The organism is Paracoccus endophyticus (assembly GCF_003286075.1).
Taxonomy (GTDB): Bacteria; Pseudomonadota; Alphaproteobacteria; order Rhodobacterales; family Rhodobacteraceae; genus Paracoccus; species Paracoccus endophyticus.
The window spans coordinates 52,275-68,534 of the sequence record NZ_QLUV01000013.1; the positions used below are offsets into that span (position 1 = coordinate 52,275).

Below are 16,260 nucleotides of genomic sequence, written 5' to 3' on the forward strand. Positions count from 1 at the left end.
CATGCCCAGGATGCTGGGCTCGTCTGCCGGCCCGCCCGGTTCCGACCGTGAAAGGACAGACCCGATGACGCCCCGCCGCACCCGCCCGACGCTGCACACGCGCCGCCTGCTGGCCACGGCCATTCCCGCGGCGCTGCTGGCCCTGGCGCCGATGAACGTGGCGCCCACCGCCGCCCTGGCCGAGCCGATGATCGGCACGATGATGAACCGCTATGGCCTGCCGGGCCTGATCGACACGCCCACCGCCGAGATGCTGCCGGACGCCACGCTGGCCGCGACCGTGTCGGTGTCGCAGTTGGACGAGCGGACCGGCCTTACCTTTCAGCTGATCCCGCGGATGAGCGTGGCGCTGCGCTATGGCAAGTTCGACAGCACCGAACAGCGCCGCGGCTATATCCGCGACCGCTCGTTCGACCTGCGCTTCCAGATCCTCGACGAGGCCGAGAACGGCTGGAGGCCGGCCATCGCCGTGGGCCTTCAGGATGCCGTGGGCACCGGGTTCTATTCGGCCGAATACCTGGTGGCGACCAAGACACTGAACCCGCGGCTGCGCGTCACGGCGGGTCTGGGCTGGGGCCGCCTCGCCTCGTCCGGGGGGCTCGGCTCGATCATTGGCGACCGGCCCGGTCCCGACGAGGGCACCGGCGGGCAGCTGAACGCCAACCAGTGGTTCAAGGGCGAGGTCGCGCCCTTTGCCGGCGTGCAGTGGAAGGCGACCGACCGGCTGACGCTGGCGGCCGAATATTCCGGCGATGATTACGCCTGCGAGACCGGCGACGCCGACAACTGCGCGCGCCGTCCCTGGGTCAGCGACGACGATCCGCTGAAGAACAACATCAACCTGGGGTTCGCCTGGCAGGGCGGCCCGGCGTGGCAGGTCGGTGGCTATCTGCTGGGCGGCAAGCACGCGGGCATCCAGGTCTCGCTGGCGCTGAACCCCAAGCAGTCGCCCTATCCGTCCGGGCTGGAAAAGGCGCCCGCGCCGGTGCGCCCGCGCGCGGCGCCCGCCGCCGACCCCGAGGGGTGGTCGGGCGCCTGGTCGGCCGACCCGACCGCGCAGCCCGCCATCCAGCGGGCCCTGGCCGACGCCCTGGCGAAAGAAGGGCAGACGCTTGAATCCATGGTGCTGACGGCCGACCGGGCCGAGGTCCGCATCCGCAACAACCGCTATATGCAGCAGGCCCAGGCGGTCGGCCGGACGGCGCGGCTGATGACCCGCGCCCTGCCGCCGTCAGTGGACACGCTGGTCGTGACCTCGGTCGAGGACGGGATTCCCACCTCGTCGGTGGTCATGCGCCGCGCCGATGTCGAGCGGCTGGAGAACACCGAGGCCGGCCAGATCGCCAACGCCGCCGTGCTGACCGACGCCGTTGCCCGTCCCGCGGGCCTGGTGGGGACCCCCGGGACCCTGCCCCGGTTCCAATGGTCGCTGCGCCCCTATTACAGCACCGGCCTGTTCGATCCCGACGAGCCGTTCCGCTACGAAGTGGGCGCGGCGCTGAGTTCCAGCTATGAGCTGCTGCCCGGCCTGCTGGTCAAGGGCACGCTGCGCCAGCGCCTGTTCGGCAACGCCGAGCAGGACGCGCCCGGCACGATGACGGTCGAAGAATACGAGGCGATGAGCGTCGAGGAGGTCACGGCCCAGAATGGAGGCGTCTATCGCGTCCGGTCCGACGGGAGGATGTACTCCGGCAACGACTCGCCGCAGGTGCCGGAGCTGACGCTGAACTGGTACGCCCGGCCCACGCCCACGACCTATACCCGCGTCACCGTCGGCCTGCTGGAGCGGATGTACGCCGGCGTCTCCGGCGAGGCGCTGTGGAAGCCGGTCAACTCGCCCCTGGGGCTTGGGGTCGAAATCAACCGCGTGCGCAAGCGCGACTTCCGCGACGCGTTCGAGTTCATCGACTATGAGGTCACGACCGGCCATGTCTCGGCCTATTACGAGTTCGGCAACGGCTTTGTCGGGCAGGTGGACGCCGGCCGCTATCTGGCGGGCGACAACGGCGCGACCCTGTCGCTGACGCGCGAATTCCCCAGCGGCTGGCAGGTCGGGGCCTTCGTCACCAAGACGAACCTCAGCGAGGAGGAGTTCGGCGAAGGCTCGTTCGACAAGGGCATCACGATCCGCGCGCCGTTGGCGTGGGCCATCGGGACGCCCACCAAGCGCACGGTCGGCGGCACGCTGGGGTCGCTGAACCGCGATGGCGGCCAGCGGCTCAGGGTGGACGGACGGCTGTATGACACGGTCCGCGACAGCCACGGCACGCGGATGTATGACGGATGGGGGAAATTCTGGCGATGACCGTGACGTTCACCCGCGGCCTTGTTGCCGCGCTGGCGCTGGCCGCCCTGGCCGCCTGCGGCAACACCCGGTCGGACGGGCCGACGACGCTGGACATCGGGCGCCAGCTGGTGGGGCAGGTTCTGTCGGGCCGGCAGTCCGCCCCCGCGGCGCCCGCCCCGGACCCGCAGGCCATGGCGGCCGAGGCGCTTGCGGTCAACAAGGGCCCGCTGATCATGGTGGGGCTGGAAAGCCTGGGCACCACGCAGGTTCTGGCCCTGACCGGCGAGAACGGCGGCATGCGGACCTACATGACCGAGAGCGAGCAGGCGGTGATCCTGCGCGGGTTCATGCTGACGGGCACGCGGGGCCTGGGCAACGATCTGTCGGTGGCCGAGGCGTCGGGGACGGCGGCCCTGGTCGGCGCGGGCCGGTCGGGAACGGCGCAGCGGACGATGCGCTATTTCTCTGCCGACGGGCTGGAACGGCCCTTGGTCTTCGACTGCCAGATCGGTCCCGGCCCCCGCCCGGGCGTCATGATCGAGGATTGCACCGGCCACGGGCTGAGCTTTCAGAACAGCTATCTGCCGGGCGCGGGCGTGTCGCGGCAGTGGATCGGCCCCGTGCTGGGCTATGCGACCGTGCAGACGCTGCGGCCCTGATCGCCGCCGCCCCGAACGATGAAGGCCCGAACAATGAAACCCCGCCGGTCCGGCGGGGTTTTTTCGTGTTCGTCGAGGGCCCATCAAGGCCGGTAGGGCGGGAATTTGTGCGCTTGCGTGTCCGGAAAATGAAAAGGGCCAGTCCGAAAACTGGCCCCAAATCAGTAATAATCCTTCAGGATTATCAGTTGGTGGTGTCATCACCATCCGTGTCGTCGTCATCATCGTCGTCGTCCGAGGCGACGGCCGCGATCACGCCCAGCAGCAGCAGGGCGGGAACGACCAGACCGGCGTTCGAGGAAGCGGGCTGGGTGTCGACGACAACCGGCTCGACGTCGACGACGGGGGCGACATAGCCACCGGCCAGAGCGGTCGAAGCCGACAGGCCGAGGGCCAGAGCGAAGGTAGCAAATTTCATCATGATCATGCTCCGTACTTTTTTGAAGGCTGCCAGTCCGACAGCATCGAGGCGACAGTTGCACAAACCCCCGATCTTGAAAAGCGCGTTTGCTCCTCGCCATCGGCCGGGTCGGGGCCACTGTTGCATATCGGCCAACAACTTGCAGGGGGGTCGGTTCCGTCCCCGCAAGCGTTCTGCGGGACTGTGGCCGTAATGAGACGCTAGCCCCGGACGGCCGCCACCGCGCCAAAGACGACCGCGGCGGCGACCACGATCGAGGGGCCCGCGGGCGTGTCCCAGCGCAGGCTGCCGGCCAGGCCCGCGATCACGGCGCCCGCCGCGATGGCGCTGGCGGTGACCGCCATGCGTTCGGGTGTGGCGCTGATCATCCGCGCGGCGGCCGCTGGCACGATCAGCATCGCCGACACCAGCAGCGCGCCCACGATCCGAAGCGCCACCGCGACGACAATGGCCAGGGCCATCGCCAGGATCATCCGCTCGCGCGCGGGGTCGATGCCCGCGGCCATCGCAAGCTCCTCGTTCACCGTGGCGGTCACCAGCCGCTGCCAGCGCCAGACCAGCAGCGCCAACACCGCAAGCGAGCCCGCCCAGATCCAGGCCACGTCGGTCCGGGTGACCGACAGGATGTCCCCGAACAGGAACGCGTCCAGGTTCAGCCCGCCCCCCGGCGCCAGGCTGGCCGCCACCAGCCCCAGCGCCAGCGCCGAATGCGCCATCACCCCCAGCGTGGCGTCCGCGCCCTGACCGCGCCGCGCCAGCCGCGCCACCAGCGCGGCCATCGCCAGCGCCACGGCCAGCACGCCCAGGCCCACCGGCAGGTCCGCCGCCAGCGCCAGCGCCACCCCCAGGATCGCCGCGTGGGCGGTCGCGTCCCCGAAATAGGCCATGCGCCGCCAGACCACGAACGACCCCAGCGGCCCCGCCGCCACGGCCAGCCCCAGCCCCGCCAGCCCGGCGCGCAGCAGGAAATCCTCAATCATGGCGGCAGTCGGCTGCAGGCCGGGGGATGGCGGCGCCGGGCCCCTCGCCGTCGTGGCGGTGGTCGTGGTGATGGCGATACAGCGCCAGCGTCCCCTGCCCGTCGCCGAACAGCGCGCGATAGGCAGGCGCGGCGCTGACGTCCTCGGGCGTGCCCTCGCAGCAGATATGGCCATTCAGGCACAGCACCCGGTCGGAGGCGCGCATCACCACCAGCAGGTCATGGCTGACCAGCAGGACGGCGGCGCCGGTCTCGGCCCGCAACGACTCGATCAGACGATAAAAGGCGACGGTGCCGGGCTGGTCCAACCCCTGGGTCGGCTCGTCCAGCACCAGCAGCTGCGGCCGCGTCAGCAGCGCCCGCGCCAGCAGCACCCGCTGGAACTGCCCGCCCGACAGCGCCGCGATCTGCCGCCGTTCCAGCCCCGCGACGCCGGTGCGCGCGAGCGCGGCGGCCGCCCGGTCGTCGCCCACGCGCTGCGGCAGCGACAGAAAGCGCCGCACGGTCATCGGGATCGCGGCGTCCATCTGCACCCGCTGCGGCACATAGCCGATCCGCAGTCCCGGCGCCCGCGCCAGCCGCCCGCCGTCCAGCGGCAGGTGGCCCAGCAGGGCGCGAATCAGCGTGGACTTGCCCGACCCGTTCGGGCCGACGACGGTGACGATCTCGCCCGGCGCGACGGTCAGCGACACGCCCCGCAGCACCGGGGTCTCCAGTCCGGCGCGGGTCACGGTCAGGTCGTGCGCGGCGATCAGCGGCGGTTGGACGCAGGCCGACGACAGGGACGGCGCGCTCATGCAGGATCGACCGCGGCGCAGGCGGGGCACAGGCCCAGCGCCTCGATCGTCAGCCGCTCGACCCGGAACCCGCCCGCCGTTCGGCCAAGGGCTGCGCCCGCGGGGGCTGCGTCGGCTTCGGCCACGCGCTGGCAGGCGCGGCAGATCAGGAACGCCGGGGCATGGTCGCGGTCGGGATGGATGCAGGCGGCAAAGGCGTTCAGCCGCTGCACCCGGTGCGCCAACCCCTGTTCCACCAGGAAATCCAGCGCGCGATAGGCGACCGGCGGCTGGTGGCCGAAGCCGTCGGCGGCCAGCCGCTCCAGCACCTCATAGGCGCCCATCGCGCGGTGCGACTCGAGCAGGATCTCCAGCGTGCGCCGCCTGACCGGGGTCATGCGCGCGCCACGCTGCCGCACCCGGTCCAGCGCCGCCTGCAACGCCCCGCGCGCGCAGGCGGCATGGTCGTGGTCGTGAAAGGCCTCGGCGTCCGCGGGCATGTTACATTGTATCTTTTCTTAGGCGTGTAATGCTATAACGTATCGGCAATACCCCTGCCTGACAAGGACGTCGCGATGATCCGCTCTGCCCCGATCCTGGCCACCCTGGCCCTGCTGTTGCCCGCCGCCGCCTCGGCCGGGCCGTCAGTGGTGGCCGATACCCCGGTCACGGCCTCGCTGGTGGCGGCCGTGATGGGCGCGCAGGGACAGCCGCAGGTGCTGGCGGGTGCGGGACAGGACGCGCATGATCTGCAACTGCGCCCGTCCCAGGCCTCGGCGCTGCGGCGGGCCGACCTGCTGGTCTGGGTCGGCCCGCAGATGACCGGCTGGCTGGATCGCACCGCCGACGCGCTGGGGCCGGACCGTGTGCTGACCCTGCTGCAGGTTCCGGGAACCCGCCTGCGCGACAGGGCAGAGGGGGGCGAGCACGAGACCGGCGGCGACCAGGACGACCACGGCCACGGCCACGGCCACGGCCACGACCATGACCACGAGGGCATCGACCCCCATGCGTGGCTTGACCCCGACAATGCCGCCCTGTGGCTGGACGCCATCGCCGAGGCGCTGGTCGCCCGAGACGCGCCGAATGCGGCCCGCTATCGCGCCAATGCGGCCGCGGCGCGCGCGGACCTGGCGGCGCTGGACGCCCGGTTGCAGGCGCAGCTTGCCCCCGTGCGGGGGCAGCGGTTCGTCGTCGCGCACGACGCCTATGGCTATTTCACCGACCATTACGGCCTTGCGCCGGCCCTTGCCGTGGCCACCATCGGGGCGGCCGCGCCGGGGGCCGCGCGACTGACCGACCTGCGCCGCGAACTGGCACAGGCCGACGCCGCCTGCGCCTTTCCCGAGACGAACCACGACCCCGCCACCCTGGCGATGGTGGTCGAGGGCAGCGGCGTCGTCATGGGCCCGCCCCTTGACCCCGAGGGCAGCGGGATCGCCCCGGGCCCCGGGCTTTACGGCGCTGTGCTGGCGGGACTGGCGGACGCGCTCGGCGCCTGCCTGCAACGATGATGCTTATCTGACAATTTCACTTTGACATCGGAAAATGATTCAGTCAGGTTTTGGTCAGGACAAACCGGAGCCGTGCCATGACCGCCCTGAACCCGACCGACTTCGCCCGCAGCATTGCCCTGACCATGCCGCTGCATGACGCCAACGCCCTGACGGGCGGCGGCAACCAGGCCCTGATCGCCCTGGGGGACCAGGTCTACAACCTGCGGATCACGCGCGCGGGAAAGCTGATCCTGACGAAATAAGGCCCCCCGGCCGCGCCTGTCGACGGGCACGACAAGGGCCGCCGGTGATCGCCGGCGGCCCTGTCACTGTGCAGGATGCGGGCGGCGTGTCAGCCGCGTGGCCGCGCCGGACCGCCCGACCGGGGCCCGCCTGATTGGGGCCCGCCTGACCGGGGCCCGCCTGACCGGGGACCGCCCGGTCGCGGTCCCTTCGGCCCCGGCCTGCCCCCCGGCCCGCCGCTGGCAGGCCCACCCGTGCCCCCCTGGGGTTTGCCGAAGGGCCTGCCCCCGCCCGGCTTCGCGCCGCCGGGCTTGCCATAAGGCTTGCCGCCGCCCGGCTTTGCAGCCCCAGGCCGTCCCCCGGCGGGCTTGCCAGCCGCACCTGGCCCGAACCGCCGCTCCCCGCTTGCCCCTCCGGGGCCGCCTTCGCCGCGGGGCCCGCGAGGCTTGTAGCCCCCACCCTCTGGCCGCGGACCGCGTGGCTTATAGCTGTCGCCCTCGGTCCGCGGACCGCGCGGCTTGTAGCTGTCACCCTCGGCGCGCGGGGTGCGGGGCTTGTAGCCCTCTCCCTGCGGCCGCGGAGCGCGGGGTTTGTAGCCTTCCCCGTCAGCCCTCGGACCGCGCGGCTTGTAGCCTTCACCGTCGGCTCTCGGACCGCGGGGTTTGTAGCCTTCACCGTCGGCTCTCGGACCGCGCGGCTTGTAGCCTTCACCGTCAGCTCTCGGACCGCGCGGCTTGTAGCCCTCCCCCTCGGCTCGGGGACCCCGCGGAGTGAACCCCTCGCCCTCGCGCCGGGGGGCACGGGGCTTGCGGTCTGCGCCTTCGGCGCGCGGCGGGCGGTCATGACTGCCCTCGGCGCGCGGGGTGCGCGGCTTGCGGGGGCGATCGCCCGCGTCGGGGCGCGGTCCGCGCGGTCCGCGATCGGCCCCGGCATCCGGGCGGGGGCCGCGCTGCGGCTTGCCTGCATCGGCGCGCGGCCTGCCGCCGTCGGCACGGGGGGCGCGGTCGCCTGCGCCCGCAACGGCCGCGGCGCGCCCTGCCGCGCCCAGGGCGCGCGGCGTCTCGTCGGGGTCGCCGGTCAGCAGGCCGCCAAGCTGGTCGCGCAGGATGCGGCGGCGCACCTCGCGGACCTCGTTCGGCTCCATCCCCAGCAGCTTGAAGGGGCCATAGCCGATGCGGATCAGGCGGTTCACCATCAGCCCGACATGGGCCATGGCGCGGCGGATCTCGCGGTTCTTGCCCTCGCGGATGCCGACGGTCAGCCAGGCGTTTGCACCCTGCTGGCTGTCCAGCTTGATCTCCATCGGCTGGAAATCCTCGCCCTCGATCGACGCGCCCCGGCGCAGCGGGTCGAAGGTCAGGTCGTTGGGCGTGCCGTTGACCCGCACGCGATAGCGGCGCAGCCAGCCCGTCGCGGGCAGCTCAAGCCTGCGCTTCAGCTCGCCGTCGTTGGTCAGCAGCAGCAACCCTTCCGAGTTCAGGTCCAGCCGCCCCACGCTCATCACGCGGGGCAGGTCGCGCGGCAGCGCGTCGAACACGGTCTGGCGGCCCTTTTCATCGGATTCCGACGTCACTAGCCCGACCGGCTTGTAATACAGCCACAGCCGCGTTTCCTGCGGCGCGTCCATGGGCTGGCCGTCGATCCGGACCTTGTCGGTGGGCAGAATGTCCAGGGCGGGCGAGGTGATCTTGTCGCCGTTCACGGTGACGCGCCCCTCGACGATCATCCGCTCGGCCTCGCGCCGGCTGGCGACGCCGGCGCGGGCCATCACCTTGGCGATGCGCTCACCGCCCGAGGACTTGCGGGCGGGCTCGGGTGCGTCGTCCGCCCCATCGGCCTCGGCCTCGACCTCGGCCGGGTCGGGTCCGGGCGCCTCGTCGGCATAGACGGCCGCGTATTCCGCACCGCTTTCGGGCGGGGGCGGCGCGATATCGTCGTCGTCGTCGTCCTGCGGATCGGCGGCGTCCAGCGCCATCGCGTCGGCGCCCCTGTCGTCGGCGCCCGTATCGTCGGCGCCGTCCTCATCCATGTCCTCGGTCTCCCCCTCGTCGGCCGCAGCCCCGTCCGCGGCATCCGCGGCCGCAGGGCCCGTGTCGGCGGGCCCTGCGCCGCCATGGGGGATGGCGGCCTGGGGCAGGTCCGGGCGGTCGTCCTGGTCGCGGTCCTTGTCGCGGGCGGGCTCGTCGGCGGGGTGGTGGGGGTCGGTCATGGCGATCTCCTTCGCAGTCGCTGCGGTGGCAAGCGGCCCTGTTACGCCCAACGCGGCCCGGGCGAAAGCGGTTCTTGCGCGATCCTGCGGGTCGGTGCAGGACCGGGCCATGATCTTTCGCAGCCACATGGACGCGGCGCTGGCGCAGGCGCAAGCGGCGGCCGACCGGGGCGAGGTGCCGGTGGGGGCGGTCGTGGTGGACCCCGCCGGGCGCGTCGTGGCCAGCGCCGGCAACCGCACGCGCGAACTGTGCGACCCGACCGCGCATGCCGAGATCCTGGCCCTGCGCGCCGCCTGCGCCGCGGCGGGATCGGAACGGCTGCCGGGACACGCGCTGTGGGTCACGCTGGAGCCCTGCCCGATGTGCGCCGCCGCGATCTCGGCCGCGCGGATCGCCACGCTGTATTACGGCGCGGCCGACCCGCGCATGGGCGGCGTGGCGCATGGCGCGCGCGTGTTCGACCATCCGCAATGCCACCACCGGCCGGTCGTCTATGACGGCATCGCAGCCGGGGCGGCCGCCGATCTGCTGCGCGGGTTCTTCCTGCTGCGGCGCTGACGCAGCCGTTCTGCACGCCCCCTTTGCCGCCCTTGCGGACCCGCCTGCCGTGCGCGATGGTCCCGCGCACGCAAAGGGGGCCTGCATGTTCCAGAAGATTCTTGTTGCCAACCGGGGCGAGATCGCGATCCGGGTTCTGCGGGCGGCCAACGAGATGGGCAAGCGCACCGTCGCGGTCTATGCCGAGGAGGACAAGCTCAGCCTTCACCGCTTCAAGGCGGACGAGGCGTATCGCATCGGCGCGGGACTGGGGCCGGTCGCGGCCTATCTGTCGATCCCCGAGATCATCCGCGTGGCGCGCGAAAGCGGGGCCGACGCGATCCATCCGGGCTATGGCCTTCTGTCCGAGAACCCCGAGTTCGTGGACGCCTGCACGGCCGCGGGCATCGCCTTCATCGGGCCGACGGCCCAGACCATGCGGGCACTGGGCGACAAGGCCAGCGCGCGGCGGGTGGCGATTCAGGCGGGCGTGCCGGTGATCCCCGCGACCGAGGTGCTGGGCGAGGACATGGACGCGATCCGCGCCGCAGCCGACGCGATCGGCTATCCGCTGATGCTCAAGGCCAGTTGGGGCGGCGGCGGGCGGGGCATGCGCCCCATCGCCGGTCCCGATGAACTGCCCGAGAAGGTCCGCGAAGGCCGTCGCGAGGCCGAGGCCGCCTTTGGCAACGGCGAGGGCTATCTGGAGCGGATGATCCTGCGCGCCCGGCATGTCGAGGTGCAGCTGCTGGGCGACAGCCACGGCGGGCTTTACCACCTGTATGAACGCGACTGCACCGTCCAGCGCCGCAACCAGAAGGTCGTCGAGCGCGCCCCCGCCCCCTATCTGACGACCGAGCAGCGCGCCGAGGTCTGCGGGCTGGCGCTGAAGATCGGGCAGGCCGTCGGCTACCGCAACGCGGGCACGGTCGAGTTCCTGATGGATATGGACGACGGCCAGTTCTATTTCATCGAGGTCAACCCCCGCGTCCAGGTCGAGCATACCGTGACCGAGGAGGTCACCGGCATCGACATCGTGCAGGCCCAGATCCGCATCGCCGAGGGCGCGACCCTGGCCGAGGCGACCGGCATGCCCTCGCAGGAGGCGATCACCCTGTCCGGTCACGCGATCCAGTGCCGGGTGACGACCGAGGACCCGCAGAACAACTTCATCCCCGACTATGGCCGCATCACCGCCTATCGCAGCGCCACCGGCAACGGCATCCGGCTGGACGGCGGCACGGCCTATGCGGGCGCGGTCATCACCCGGTTCTACGATTCGCTGCTGGTCAAGGTGACGGCCTGGGCGCAGACGCCCGAGGCCGCGATCCGCCGCATGGACCGGGCCCTGCGCGAATTCCGGGTGCGGGGCGTTTCGACCAACATCGACTTCGTCATCAACCTGCTCAAGCACCCGGTGTTCCTGTCGGACCAGGCCACGACCAAGTTCATCGACACGACGCCCGAGCTGTTCGACTTTACCCCCCGGCAGGATCGGGCGACGAAGATCCTGACCTATCTGGCCGACATCAGCGTGAACGGCCACCCCGAGACCAAGGGCCGCGCCCGCCCCGCCGAGGCCCGTGCCCCCCTGCCCCCCGGCCCCCGCGCCGCCACCCCGCCCGAGGGCACGCGCCAGATGCTGGACCGCGACGGCCCGCAGGCGGTGGCCGACTGGATGGGGCGCCAGACGCGGCTGCTGCTGACCGACACGACCATGCGCGACGGGCACCAGTCGCTGCTGGCGACGCGGATGCGGTCGATCGACATGATCTGGGTCGCGCCGGCCTACGCCGCGAACCTGCCGGGGCTGTTTTCCGTCGAATGCTGGGGGGGCGCGACCTTCGACGTGGCCTATCGCTTCCTTCAGGAATGCCCCTGGCAGCGGCTGCGCGACATCCGGGCCCGGATGCCCAACATCATGACCCAGATGCTGCTGCGGGCCAGCAACGGGGTCGGCTATACCAACTATCCCGACAACGTGGTGCAAAGCTTCGTGCACCAGGCGGCGAAATCGGGCGTGGACGTGTTCCGCGTCTTCGACAGCCTGAACTGGGTCGAGAACATGCGCGTCGCGATGGACGCGGTGATCGACGCGGGCAAGCTGTGCGAGGGGGCGATCTGCTATACCGGCGACCTGCTGGACCCCGACCGCGCCAAGTACGACCTGCGCTATTACGTGGACATGGGGCAGCAGCTGCGCGACGCGGGGGCCCATGTGCTGGGCGTCAAGGACATGGCGGGGCTGCTGAAGCCCGCCGCCGCCCGGGTTCTGTTCAAGGCGCTGCGCGAGGACGTGGGCCTGCCCATCCACTTCCACACCCATGACACCAGCGGCATCGCGGGCGCCACGGTGCTGGCGGCGGCCGAGGCGGGCGTCGCCTGCGTGGACGCGGCGATGGACGCGTTCTCGGGCGGGACCTCGCAGCCCTGCCTGGGGTCGATCGTGGCGGCGCTGGACAACACGCCGCGCGACACCGGGCTGGACCTTGGCGCGATCCGCGAGATCTCGAACTATTGGGAACGGGTGCGCGACCAGTATTGCGCGTTCGAGGCGGGCTCGCGCGCGCCCGCGTCCGAAGTGTACCTGCACGAGATGCCGGGCGGGCAGTTCACCAACCTCAAGGCGCAGGCGCGCAGCCTGGGGCTGGAGGACCGCTGGCACCAGGTCGCGCAGGCCTATGCCGACGCGAACGCCATGTTCGGCGACATCGTCAAGGTCACGCCGTCCAGCAAGGTGGTGGGCGACATGGCGCTGATGATGGTGGCCCAGGGGCTGAGCCGCGCCCAGGTCGAAGACCCGGCCGTCGAGGTGGCCTTCCCGGAATCGGTCGTGGACATGATGCACGGCAACCTGGGCCAGCCCCCCGGCGGCTGGCCGCCGACGCTGCAGAAAAAGGTCCTGAAGGGCGAGACGCCCATCACCCAGCGCCCCGGCGCCCTGATGCCGCCCGTGGACCTGGGCGCCGCCCGCGCCGAGGTGCAGGCCAAGCTGGAGACGGAGCTTGACGACGAGGACTTCAACGGCTGGCTGATGTATCCCAAGGTCTTCAGCGACTATGCCGAGCGCCACAAGGCCTATGGCCCCGTCCGCACCCTGCCCACCCCCGCCTTTTTCTACGGGATGGAGCCGGGCGAGGAGATCAGCGTCGAGATCGACCCCGGCAAGACGCTGGAGATCCGCATGCTGACGCTGGGCGAGACCGACGACGCGGGCGACGCCAAGGTGTTCTTCGAACTGAACGGCCAGCCCCGGTCGGTGCGCGTGCCGAACCGGGCCGTCCGCGCGACCAGCGCCGCGCGCCCCAAGGCCGACCCGGCCAACCCCGACCATATCGGCGCGCCGATGCCCGGCGTGGTGGCGACGGTCGCGGTGCAGGCGGGCCAGAAGGTCAACGCCGGCGACCTGCTGCTGACCATCGAGGCGATGAAGATGGAAACCGGCATCCACGCCGACCGCAGCGCCACCGTCCGCGCCCTGCACGTCGCGCCCGGCCAGCAGATCGACGCAAAGGACCTGCTGGCCGAACTGGCGTGATGGACGGGGGGCTGGTCCCCCGCTGCCCTGCCTGACGGCCGGCCCGCGATCAGCGGACGGGTTCGATGGGCAGCGGGTCGGGGGGCCGCGCCTCGCCGGCCCTGGCGTGCGGCAGGTCGCGGACGATGCAGTCGCGATCGCGGCGCGGGTGCAGGCTGCCTGCGTCCGGCGGCAGTGCGAAATCCGCGCACAGGCGATAGCTGGCGGGCGCCAGCGGCTCGACCCGGTAAGGCGTCCCGGTATAGGGATCGGCGCGGCGGATGGGGCCGGGGCAGCGGTCGGTCTCGGCCAGGTCGGCGGGCATCCGGCCATCGAGGGCGAGACAGTCGATATGCGCCGACAGGCGCATCAGATCGGACTGGCGGGCTTCGTCCTGACGCTCCATCCGGCCGCGCGCGGGGCCGCCCGCCACCCACAGCCCGGCCGCGACCGCAGCCACCGACAGCGCGGCCAGCGCCCGCGTGGCCCAGACCTGCAGGGCGCCGCGGGGACCCGGCTCAGCCATCGATCTCGTCCCGGTAATACGCAAGCGCGATGGCGCCCACGACCGCGATCAGCGCCGCCTTGGCGGCAAAGCGCGCGGTCAGATCGCCGTTCAGCGCCGCGTAGATTACCGCCACCCCGTCGCCCAGCAGCGTCAGCGCCGCCACCAGCAGCGTGACCGAGGCCAGCCACTTGCGCACCAGCGACCGCCTGCGCCCTGCGTCCCCACGGGTCGCCGCGACCACACGACGGTTCAGCCACAGAAACAGCGGCACGGTCGGGATCAGCGTCGCCACCGACCAGCGCAGCGAGGACCGCGGCGGGTCGTAATAGTCGGCGGCGTCGGGCAGCAGCGTGTCGAGCAGCGCGAACCCGATCATAACCAGGTGAAAGCAGATCCATCCCAGCAGCAGGAACAGCAGCCCGAAGGTCAGCGCATCGCGCGCCGAGGCATAGGGCTGCGGCCGCGGCACGGGCGGCAGCCCCGTGGCGCCGTCGGCCCAGCCGTCCAGCGCGGCGGCGACCTCGCGCGCGCTCCACCCTGCGGCGGACAGCGCGGCAGCGAGCGCCTCGCGTCCCTGCCCGGCGGCCAGTCCCGCGCGGACGAACTCCGCCAGATCGTCCCTGCGTGCCATTCCCGCCCCTGCCGTTCCGCCGGGATCGTGGCCGGCGGGCGCCAACGGGTCAAGCGGCGATGACGAACGCCCGCTGACGGGTGGCCCACGCCTGCCGCCGTGGCCCTTCATCGGCGCGCCCTTGCCCCCTGCCCGCCCTGTTTCGCGGAACGGCCCGGCGGGTGTGATTTTCCGCTTGCACCCCCCGGCGCGGTTGTCTAAATCCCCCGTCACCGGCGGGGCAACCCATCGGCATGGGGCGCGGGCGTAGCTCAGGGGTAGAGCATAACCTTGCCAAGGTTAGGGTCGTGAGTTCGAATCTCATCGCCCGCTCCAAATTTTCTCCACTAGATTAACCAGCTAAGAAGCGCCCTGCGGGGCGCTTCTTGCTTACACGGCCATTGAACCGTTCATGTGTAAGCATCTTGTAAGCACAAGAAAGCGTGCTGCCGGGAGGCCGTAGCGCGATTTTGGCCGCGGCGGGGTGCCGGGCGAGCGGGAACCTAGATGAACGGTCCCGCAAGAGATGTCCCGCCGAACATGGCCCCGGCAAGTGCAGGACTGAGCAACGCCGCACGGCTTCGCGGCGGCGGCGGCGCGCTCGCCTTCGGTCACCACCGCCATGAGGTAGGAGGATCGGGTCACCCCTGATCTTTAATCCTGGGGCCTTTCGACCCTTCAGGGTCATAAGACGCAGGCTTCGAAAGAGGCCTCTCTGGTCATCGCCAGATGATCTGCTCCCGCCAGTTCTGAGGAAATCCCATGGCTGATAGAGGGATGCCCGGATGCTCTGCCAACACGGCCGACAAACGATCAGCCCAATGAGTGTCGCTCGAAATCGTCTTCAGCAGCGTCTGGATAGACACCGCATGATTGTAGAAGCGCTTCGGCTGCGTGAGATGGTTCTTCTCGGACTTGGCAACCGAAGGCACAATCCCGAACTCGCGGTTCCAGACACGGCTATGATGGGCGCAGAGGTTGCGAAGGTGTGATGCAGCGTGCAGCCAGGACTGCAGTCGGTCGCGCGGCATCCCGAACTCTTCTGCAATCGCCTTCTTCTCTGAGTCGACCAGATTGGCGAACACAAGCGAGACGCTCCCGAACGGCAGAACCTCGAAGACCATCCAGCTGGGTGGTTCCGCCGGCCTGTCATACCGTTGCAGGTAATGTCGGATGAAGTCCGGCTGCTTGTGCGCATTTACAGGGAAGATCCCGGTCTCTTGCCGCACGCGGCGCAGGAAATCCGCGTGCATAAATCTGGGTGTGAAGCGAGCGGCAGCAAGGTACCAGTGTGGGCCGAAGCGCTCGCTCAAGGTATTCGAGATGGTGGTTCGGGCGGCCACCTCGATGCGTTCGGCCGCGTCCATGATGAGGATACGAAGCTTGCGATCGAAGACGTAGCGATCAAGCACGGTCTCGAAGTCGGTCTTAGGGCGGAAGTCGTCATGCGCCATTGATCCGTCGCGGTACTGGAACGGGAACCAGTATCCGGAGAGGCGGTAATACCCGATAAAACGGAGGTAGTGCTCAGCCCTTGCCGGATCAGCGATGATCATGCCGCGTTGTTGCAGCAGGGCAAGTTGCGCGGCGCTGTTCAGGGCCGGCTTCTGAAAGGGAACGCGTGGCAACAAAAAACCCGCCTGTTGCGCTTCGTCGAGAGGCGTGGCGGGTCTGTTGTCCCTTATATGCCCTCAGACGTGCGGAATGTCAATAGGAACCGCAGTCAGGCGGTAGCTACCATTGTTTAGGGGCGTCCTGCAGGCAACGGAAGAGCCTTGAAAGCCGAAGAGCAGCACCACGGTGATCAGAAGCGCCGCCATGGTGAGAGGCTTGACGTGGTCCCGGAAGGCTTCGACGGCCTCCTCCCCGCCACGGACCATGAGGCGGTTGCGACCGCTGCTCTGGGAGGAAGGGGCGCAGGTGAGAGTGTCCGATCTTCTGTGTATCGCTGATCTGGTCCATGCTTCCTGAGAGGAGCAAGGACGATGACGATTTCCAACGAACTGCTGGACGAGTT

At 70.5% G+C, this 16,260-nt stretch carries 14 protein-coding genes and 1 tRNA gene; 7 read left to right on the top strand and 8 right to left on the bottom strand.

Annotation, left to right across the window (positions count from 1 at the left end):
- Positions 1-64 precede the first annotated feature (64 nt).
- Both DPQ23_RS13055 and DPQ23_RS13060 read left to right on the top strand, forming a co-directional pair.
- On the top strand, positions 65-2,305 hold the full coding sequence (locus tag DPQ23_RS13055) for a YjbH domain-containing protein (RefSeq protein ID WP_112875226.1): 2,241 nt from the start codon (positions 65-67) through the stop codon (positions 2,303-2,305).
- Positions 2,284-2,946, top strand: coding sequence for a YjbF family lipoprotein (locus DPQ23_RS13060; protein ID WP_240602752.1), 663 nt, complete (start codon positions 2,284-2,286; stop codon positions 2,944-2,946). The genes DPQ23_RS13055 and DPQ23_RS13060 overlap by 22 nt, the downstream gene beginning before the upstream one ends.
- A 184-nt stretch (positions 2,947-3,130) precedes the next feature.
- Here DPQ23_RS13060 and DPQ23_RS13065 read toward each other — a convergent pair whose 3' ends face one another.
- The 4 genes from DPQ23_RS13065 to DPQ23_RS13080 all read right to left on the bottom strand — a co-directional run bounded on the left by DPQ23_RS13065 (position 3,131) and on the right by DPQ23_RS13080 (position 5,622).
- Positions 3,131-3,373, bottom strand: coding sequence for a hypothetical protein (locus DPQ23_RS13065; protein ID WP_112875228.1), 243 nt, complete (start codon positions 3,371-3,373; stop codon positions 3,131-3,133).
- A 194-nt stretch (positions 3,374-3,567) separates the two neighbouring features.
- Positions 3,568-4,347, bottom strand: a complete 780-nt coding sequence (locus DPQ23_RS13070) for a metal ABC transporter permease (RefSeq protein ID WP_112875229.1) — start codon at positions 4,345-4,347, stop codon at positions 3,568-3,570.
- Complete coding sequence (locus tag DPQ23_RS13075; RefSeq protein ID WP_112875230.1) at positions 4,340-5,143, bottom strand: metal ABC transporter ATP-binding protein; 804 nt, start codon at positions 5,141-5,143, stop codon at positions 4,340-4,342. The genes DPQ23_RS13070 and DPQ23_RS13075 overlap by 8 nt, the downstream gene beginning before the upstream one ends.
- On the bottom strand, positions 5,140-5,622 hold the full coding sequence (locus tag DPQ23_RS13080) for a Fur family transcriptional regulator (protein WP_112875231.1): 483 nt from the start codon (positions 5,620-5,622) through the stop codon (positions 5,140-5,142). The genes DPQ23_RS13075 and DPQ23_RS13080 overlap by 4 nt, the downstream gene beginning before the upstream one ends.
- A 75-nt stretch (positions 5,623-5,697) precedes the next feature.
- On the opposite strand from DPQ23_RS13080, the gene DPQ23_RS13085 reads away from it, so the two are divergent.
- Positions 5,698-6,636, top strand: coding sequence for a zinc ABC transporter substrate-binding protein (locus DPQ23_RS13085; RefSeq protein ID WP_112875232.1), 939 nt, complete (start codon positions 5,698-5,700; stop codon positions 6,634-6,636).
- A gap of 77 nt (positions 6,637-6,713) precedes the next feature.
- Positions 6,714-6,881: a hemin uptake protein HemP gene (gene hemP, locus DPQ23_RS13090; RefSeq protein ID WP_112875233.1), complete on the top strand. Its 168-nt coding sequence runs from the start codon at positions 6,714-6,716 to the stop codon at positions 6,879-6,881.
- Between the two features lie 89 nt (positions 6,882-6,970).
- Here the strand turns inward: hemP and DPQ23_RS13095 are convergent, their stop codons facing one another.
- Positions 6,971-9,070: a pseudouridine synthase gene (locus tag DPQ23_RS13095; RefSeq protein WP_240602754.1), complete on the bottom strand. Its 2,100-nt coding sequence runs from the start codon at positions 9,068-9,070 to the stop codon at positions 6,971-6,973.
- A gap of 109 nt (positions 9,071-9,179) precedes the next feature.
- Here DPQ23_RS13095 and DPQ23_RS13100 point away from each other — a divergent pair, with 109 nt between their 5' ends.
- Both DPQ23_RS13100 and DPQ23_RS13105 read left to right on the top strand, forming a co-directional pair.
- Entirely contained in the window at positions 9,180-9,629 is a 450-nt protein-coding gene (locus tag DPQ23_RS13100; protein ID WP_112875234.1) for a nucleoside deaminase, read from the top strand.
- Between the two features lie 85 nt (positions 9,630-9,714).
- A complete protein-coding gene (locus DPQ23_RS13105; protein WP_112875235.1) occupies positions 9,715-13,146 on the top strand; it encodes a pyruvate carboxylase in 3,432 nt (1,143 codons plus the stop codon).
- A gap of 49 nt (positions 13,147-13,195) precedes the next feature.
- Here the strand turns inward: DPQ23_RS13105 and DPQ23_RS13110 are convergent, their stop codons facing one another.
- Both DPQ23_RS13110 and DPQ23_RS13115 read right to left on the bottom strand, forming a co-directional pair.
- Positions 13,196-13,651 carry a hypothetical protein gene (locus DPQ23_RS13110; RefSeq protein WP_112875236.1) on the bottom strand — a complete coding sequence of 152 codons (456 nt, stop codon included), beginning with the start codon at positions 13,649-13,651 and terminating at the stop codon, positions 13,196-13,198.
- Complete coding sequence (locus DPQ23_RS13115) at positions 13,644-14,264, bottom strand: DUF5671 domain-containing protein (RefSeq protein WP_112875237.1); 621 nt, start codon at positions 14,262-14,264, stop codon at positions 13,644-13,646. The genes DPQ23_RS13110 and DPQ23_RS13115 overlap by 8 nt, the downstream gene beginning before the upstream one ends.
- 240 nt (positions 14,265-14,504) lie before the next feature.
- Between DPQ23_RS13115 and DPQ23_RS13120 the strand changes: the two genes are divergently transcribed.
- A tRNA-Gly gene (locus tag DPQ23_RS13120) sits at positions 14,505-14,579 on the top strand.
- 383 nt (positions 14,580-14,962) lie between these two features.
- On the opposite strand, the gene DPQ23_RS13125 is transcribed toward DPQ23_RS13120, so the two are convergent.
- On the bottom strand, positions 14,963-15,871 hold the full coding sequence (locus DPQ23_RS13125) for an Abi family protein (protein ID WP_162630742.1): 909 nt from the start codon (positions 15,869-15,871) through the stop codon (positions 14,963-14,965).
- Positions 15,872-16,260 lie beyond the last annotated feature (389 nt).

Excerpts from the sequence above, each read along its gene's own strand:
- DPQ23_RS13085 (WP_112875232.1), top strand. The coding sequence starts at position 5,698 with ATGATCCGCTCTGCCCCGATCCTGGCCACCCTGGCCCTGCTGTTGCCC.
- DPQ23_RS13115 (WP_112875237.1), bottom strand. The coding sequence starts at position 14,264 with ATGGCACGCAGGGACGATCTGGCGGAGTTCGTCCGCGCGGGACTGGCC.
- DPQ23_RS13070 (WP_112875229.1), bottom strand. The coding sequence starts at position 4,347 with ATGATTGAGGATTTCCTGCTGCGCGCCGGGCTGGCGGGGCTGGGGCTG.
- DPQ23_RS13065 (WP_112875228.1), bottom strand. The coding sequence starts at position 3,373 with ATGATCATGATGAAATTTGCTACCTTCGCTCTGGCCCTCGGCCTGTCG.
- DPQ23_RS13110 (WP_112875236.1), bottom strand. The coding sequence starts at position 13,651 with ATGGCTGAGCCGGGTCCCCGCGGCGCCCTGCAGGTCTGGGCCACGCGG.
- DPQ23_RS13105 (WP_112875235.1), top strand. The coding sequence starts at position 9,715 with ATGTTCCAGAAGATTCTTGTTGCCAACCGGGGCGAGATCGCGATCCGG.
- hemP (WP_112875233.1), top strand. The coding sequence starts at position 6,714 with ATGACCGCCCTGAACCCGACCGACTTCGCCCGCAGCATTGCCCTGACC.
- DPQ23_RS13095 (WP_240602754.1), bottom strand. The coding sequence starts at position 9,070 with ATGACCGACCCCCACCACCCCGCCGACGAGCCCGCCCGCGACAAGGAC.
- DPQ23_RS13100 (WP_112875234.1), top strand. The coding sequence starts at position 9,180 with ATGATCTTTCGCAGCCACATGGACGCGGCGCTGGCGCAGGCGCAAGCG.
- DPQ23_RS13075 (WP_112875230.1), bottom strand. The coding sequence starts at position 5,143 with ATGAGCGCGCCGTCCCTGTCGTCGGCCTGCGTCCAACCGCCGCTGATC.
- DPQ23_RS13055 (WP_112875226.1), top strand. The coding sequence starts at position 65 with ATGACGCCCCGCCGCACCCGCCCGACGCTGCACACGCGCCGCCTGCTG.
- DPQ23_RS13060 (WP_240602752.1), top strand. The coding sequence starts at position 2,284 with ATGGGGGAAATTCTGGCGATGACCGTGACGTTCACCCGCGGCCTTGTT.
- DPQ23_RS13080 (WP_112875231.1), bottom strand. The coding sequence starts at position 5,622 with ATGCCCGCGGACGCCGAGGCCTTTCACGACCACGACCATGCCGCCTGC.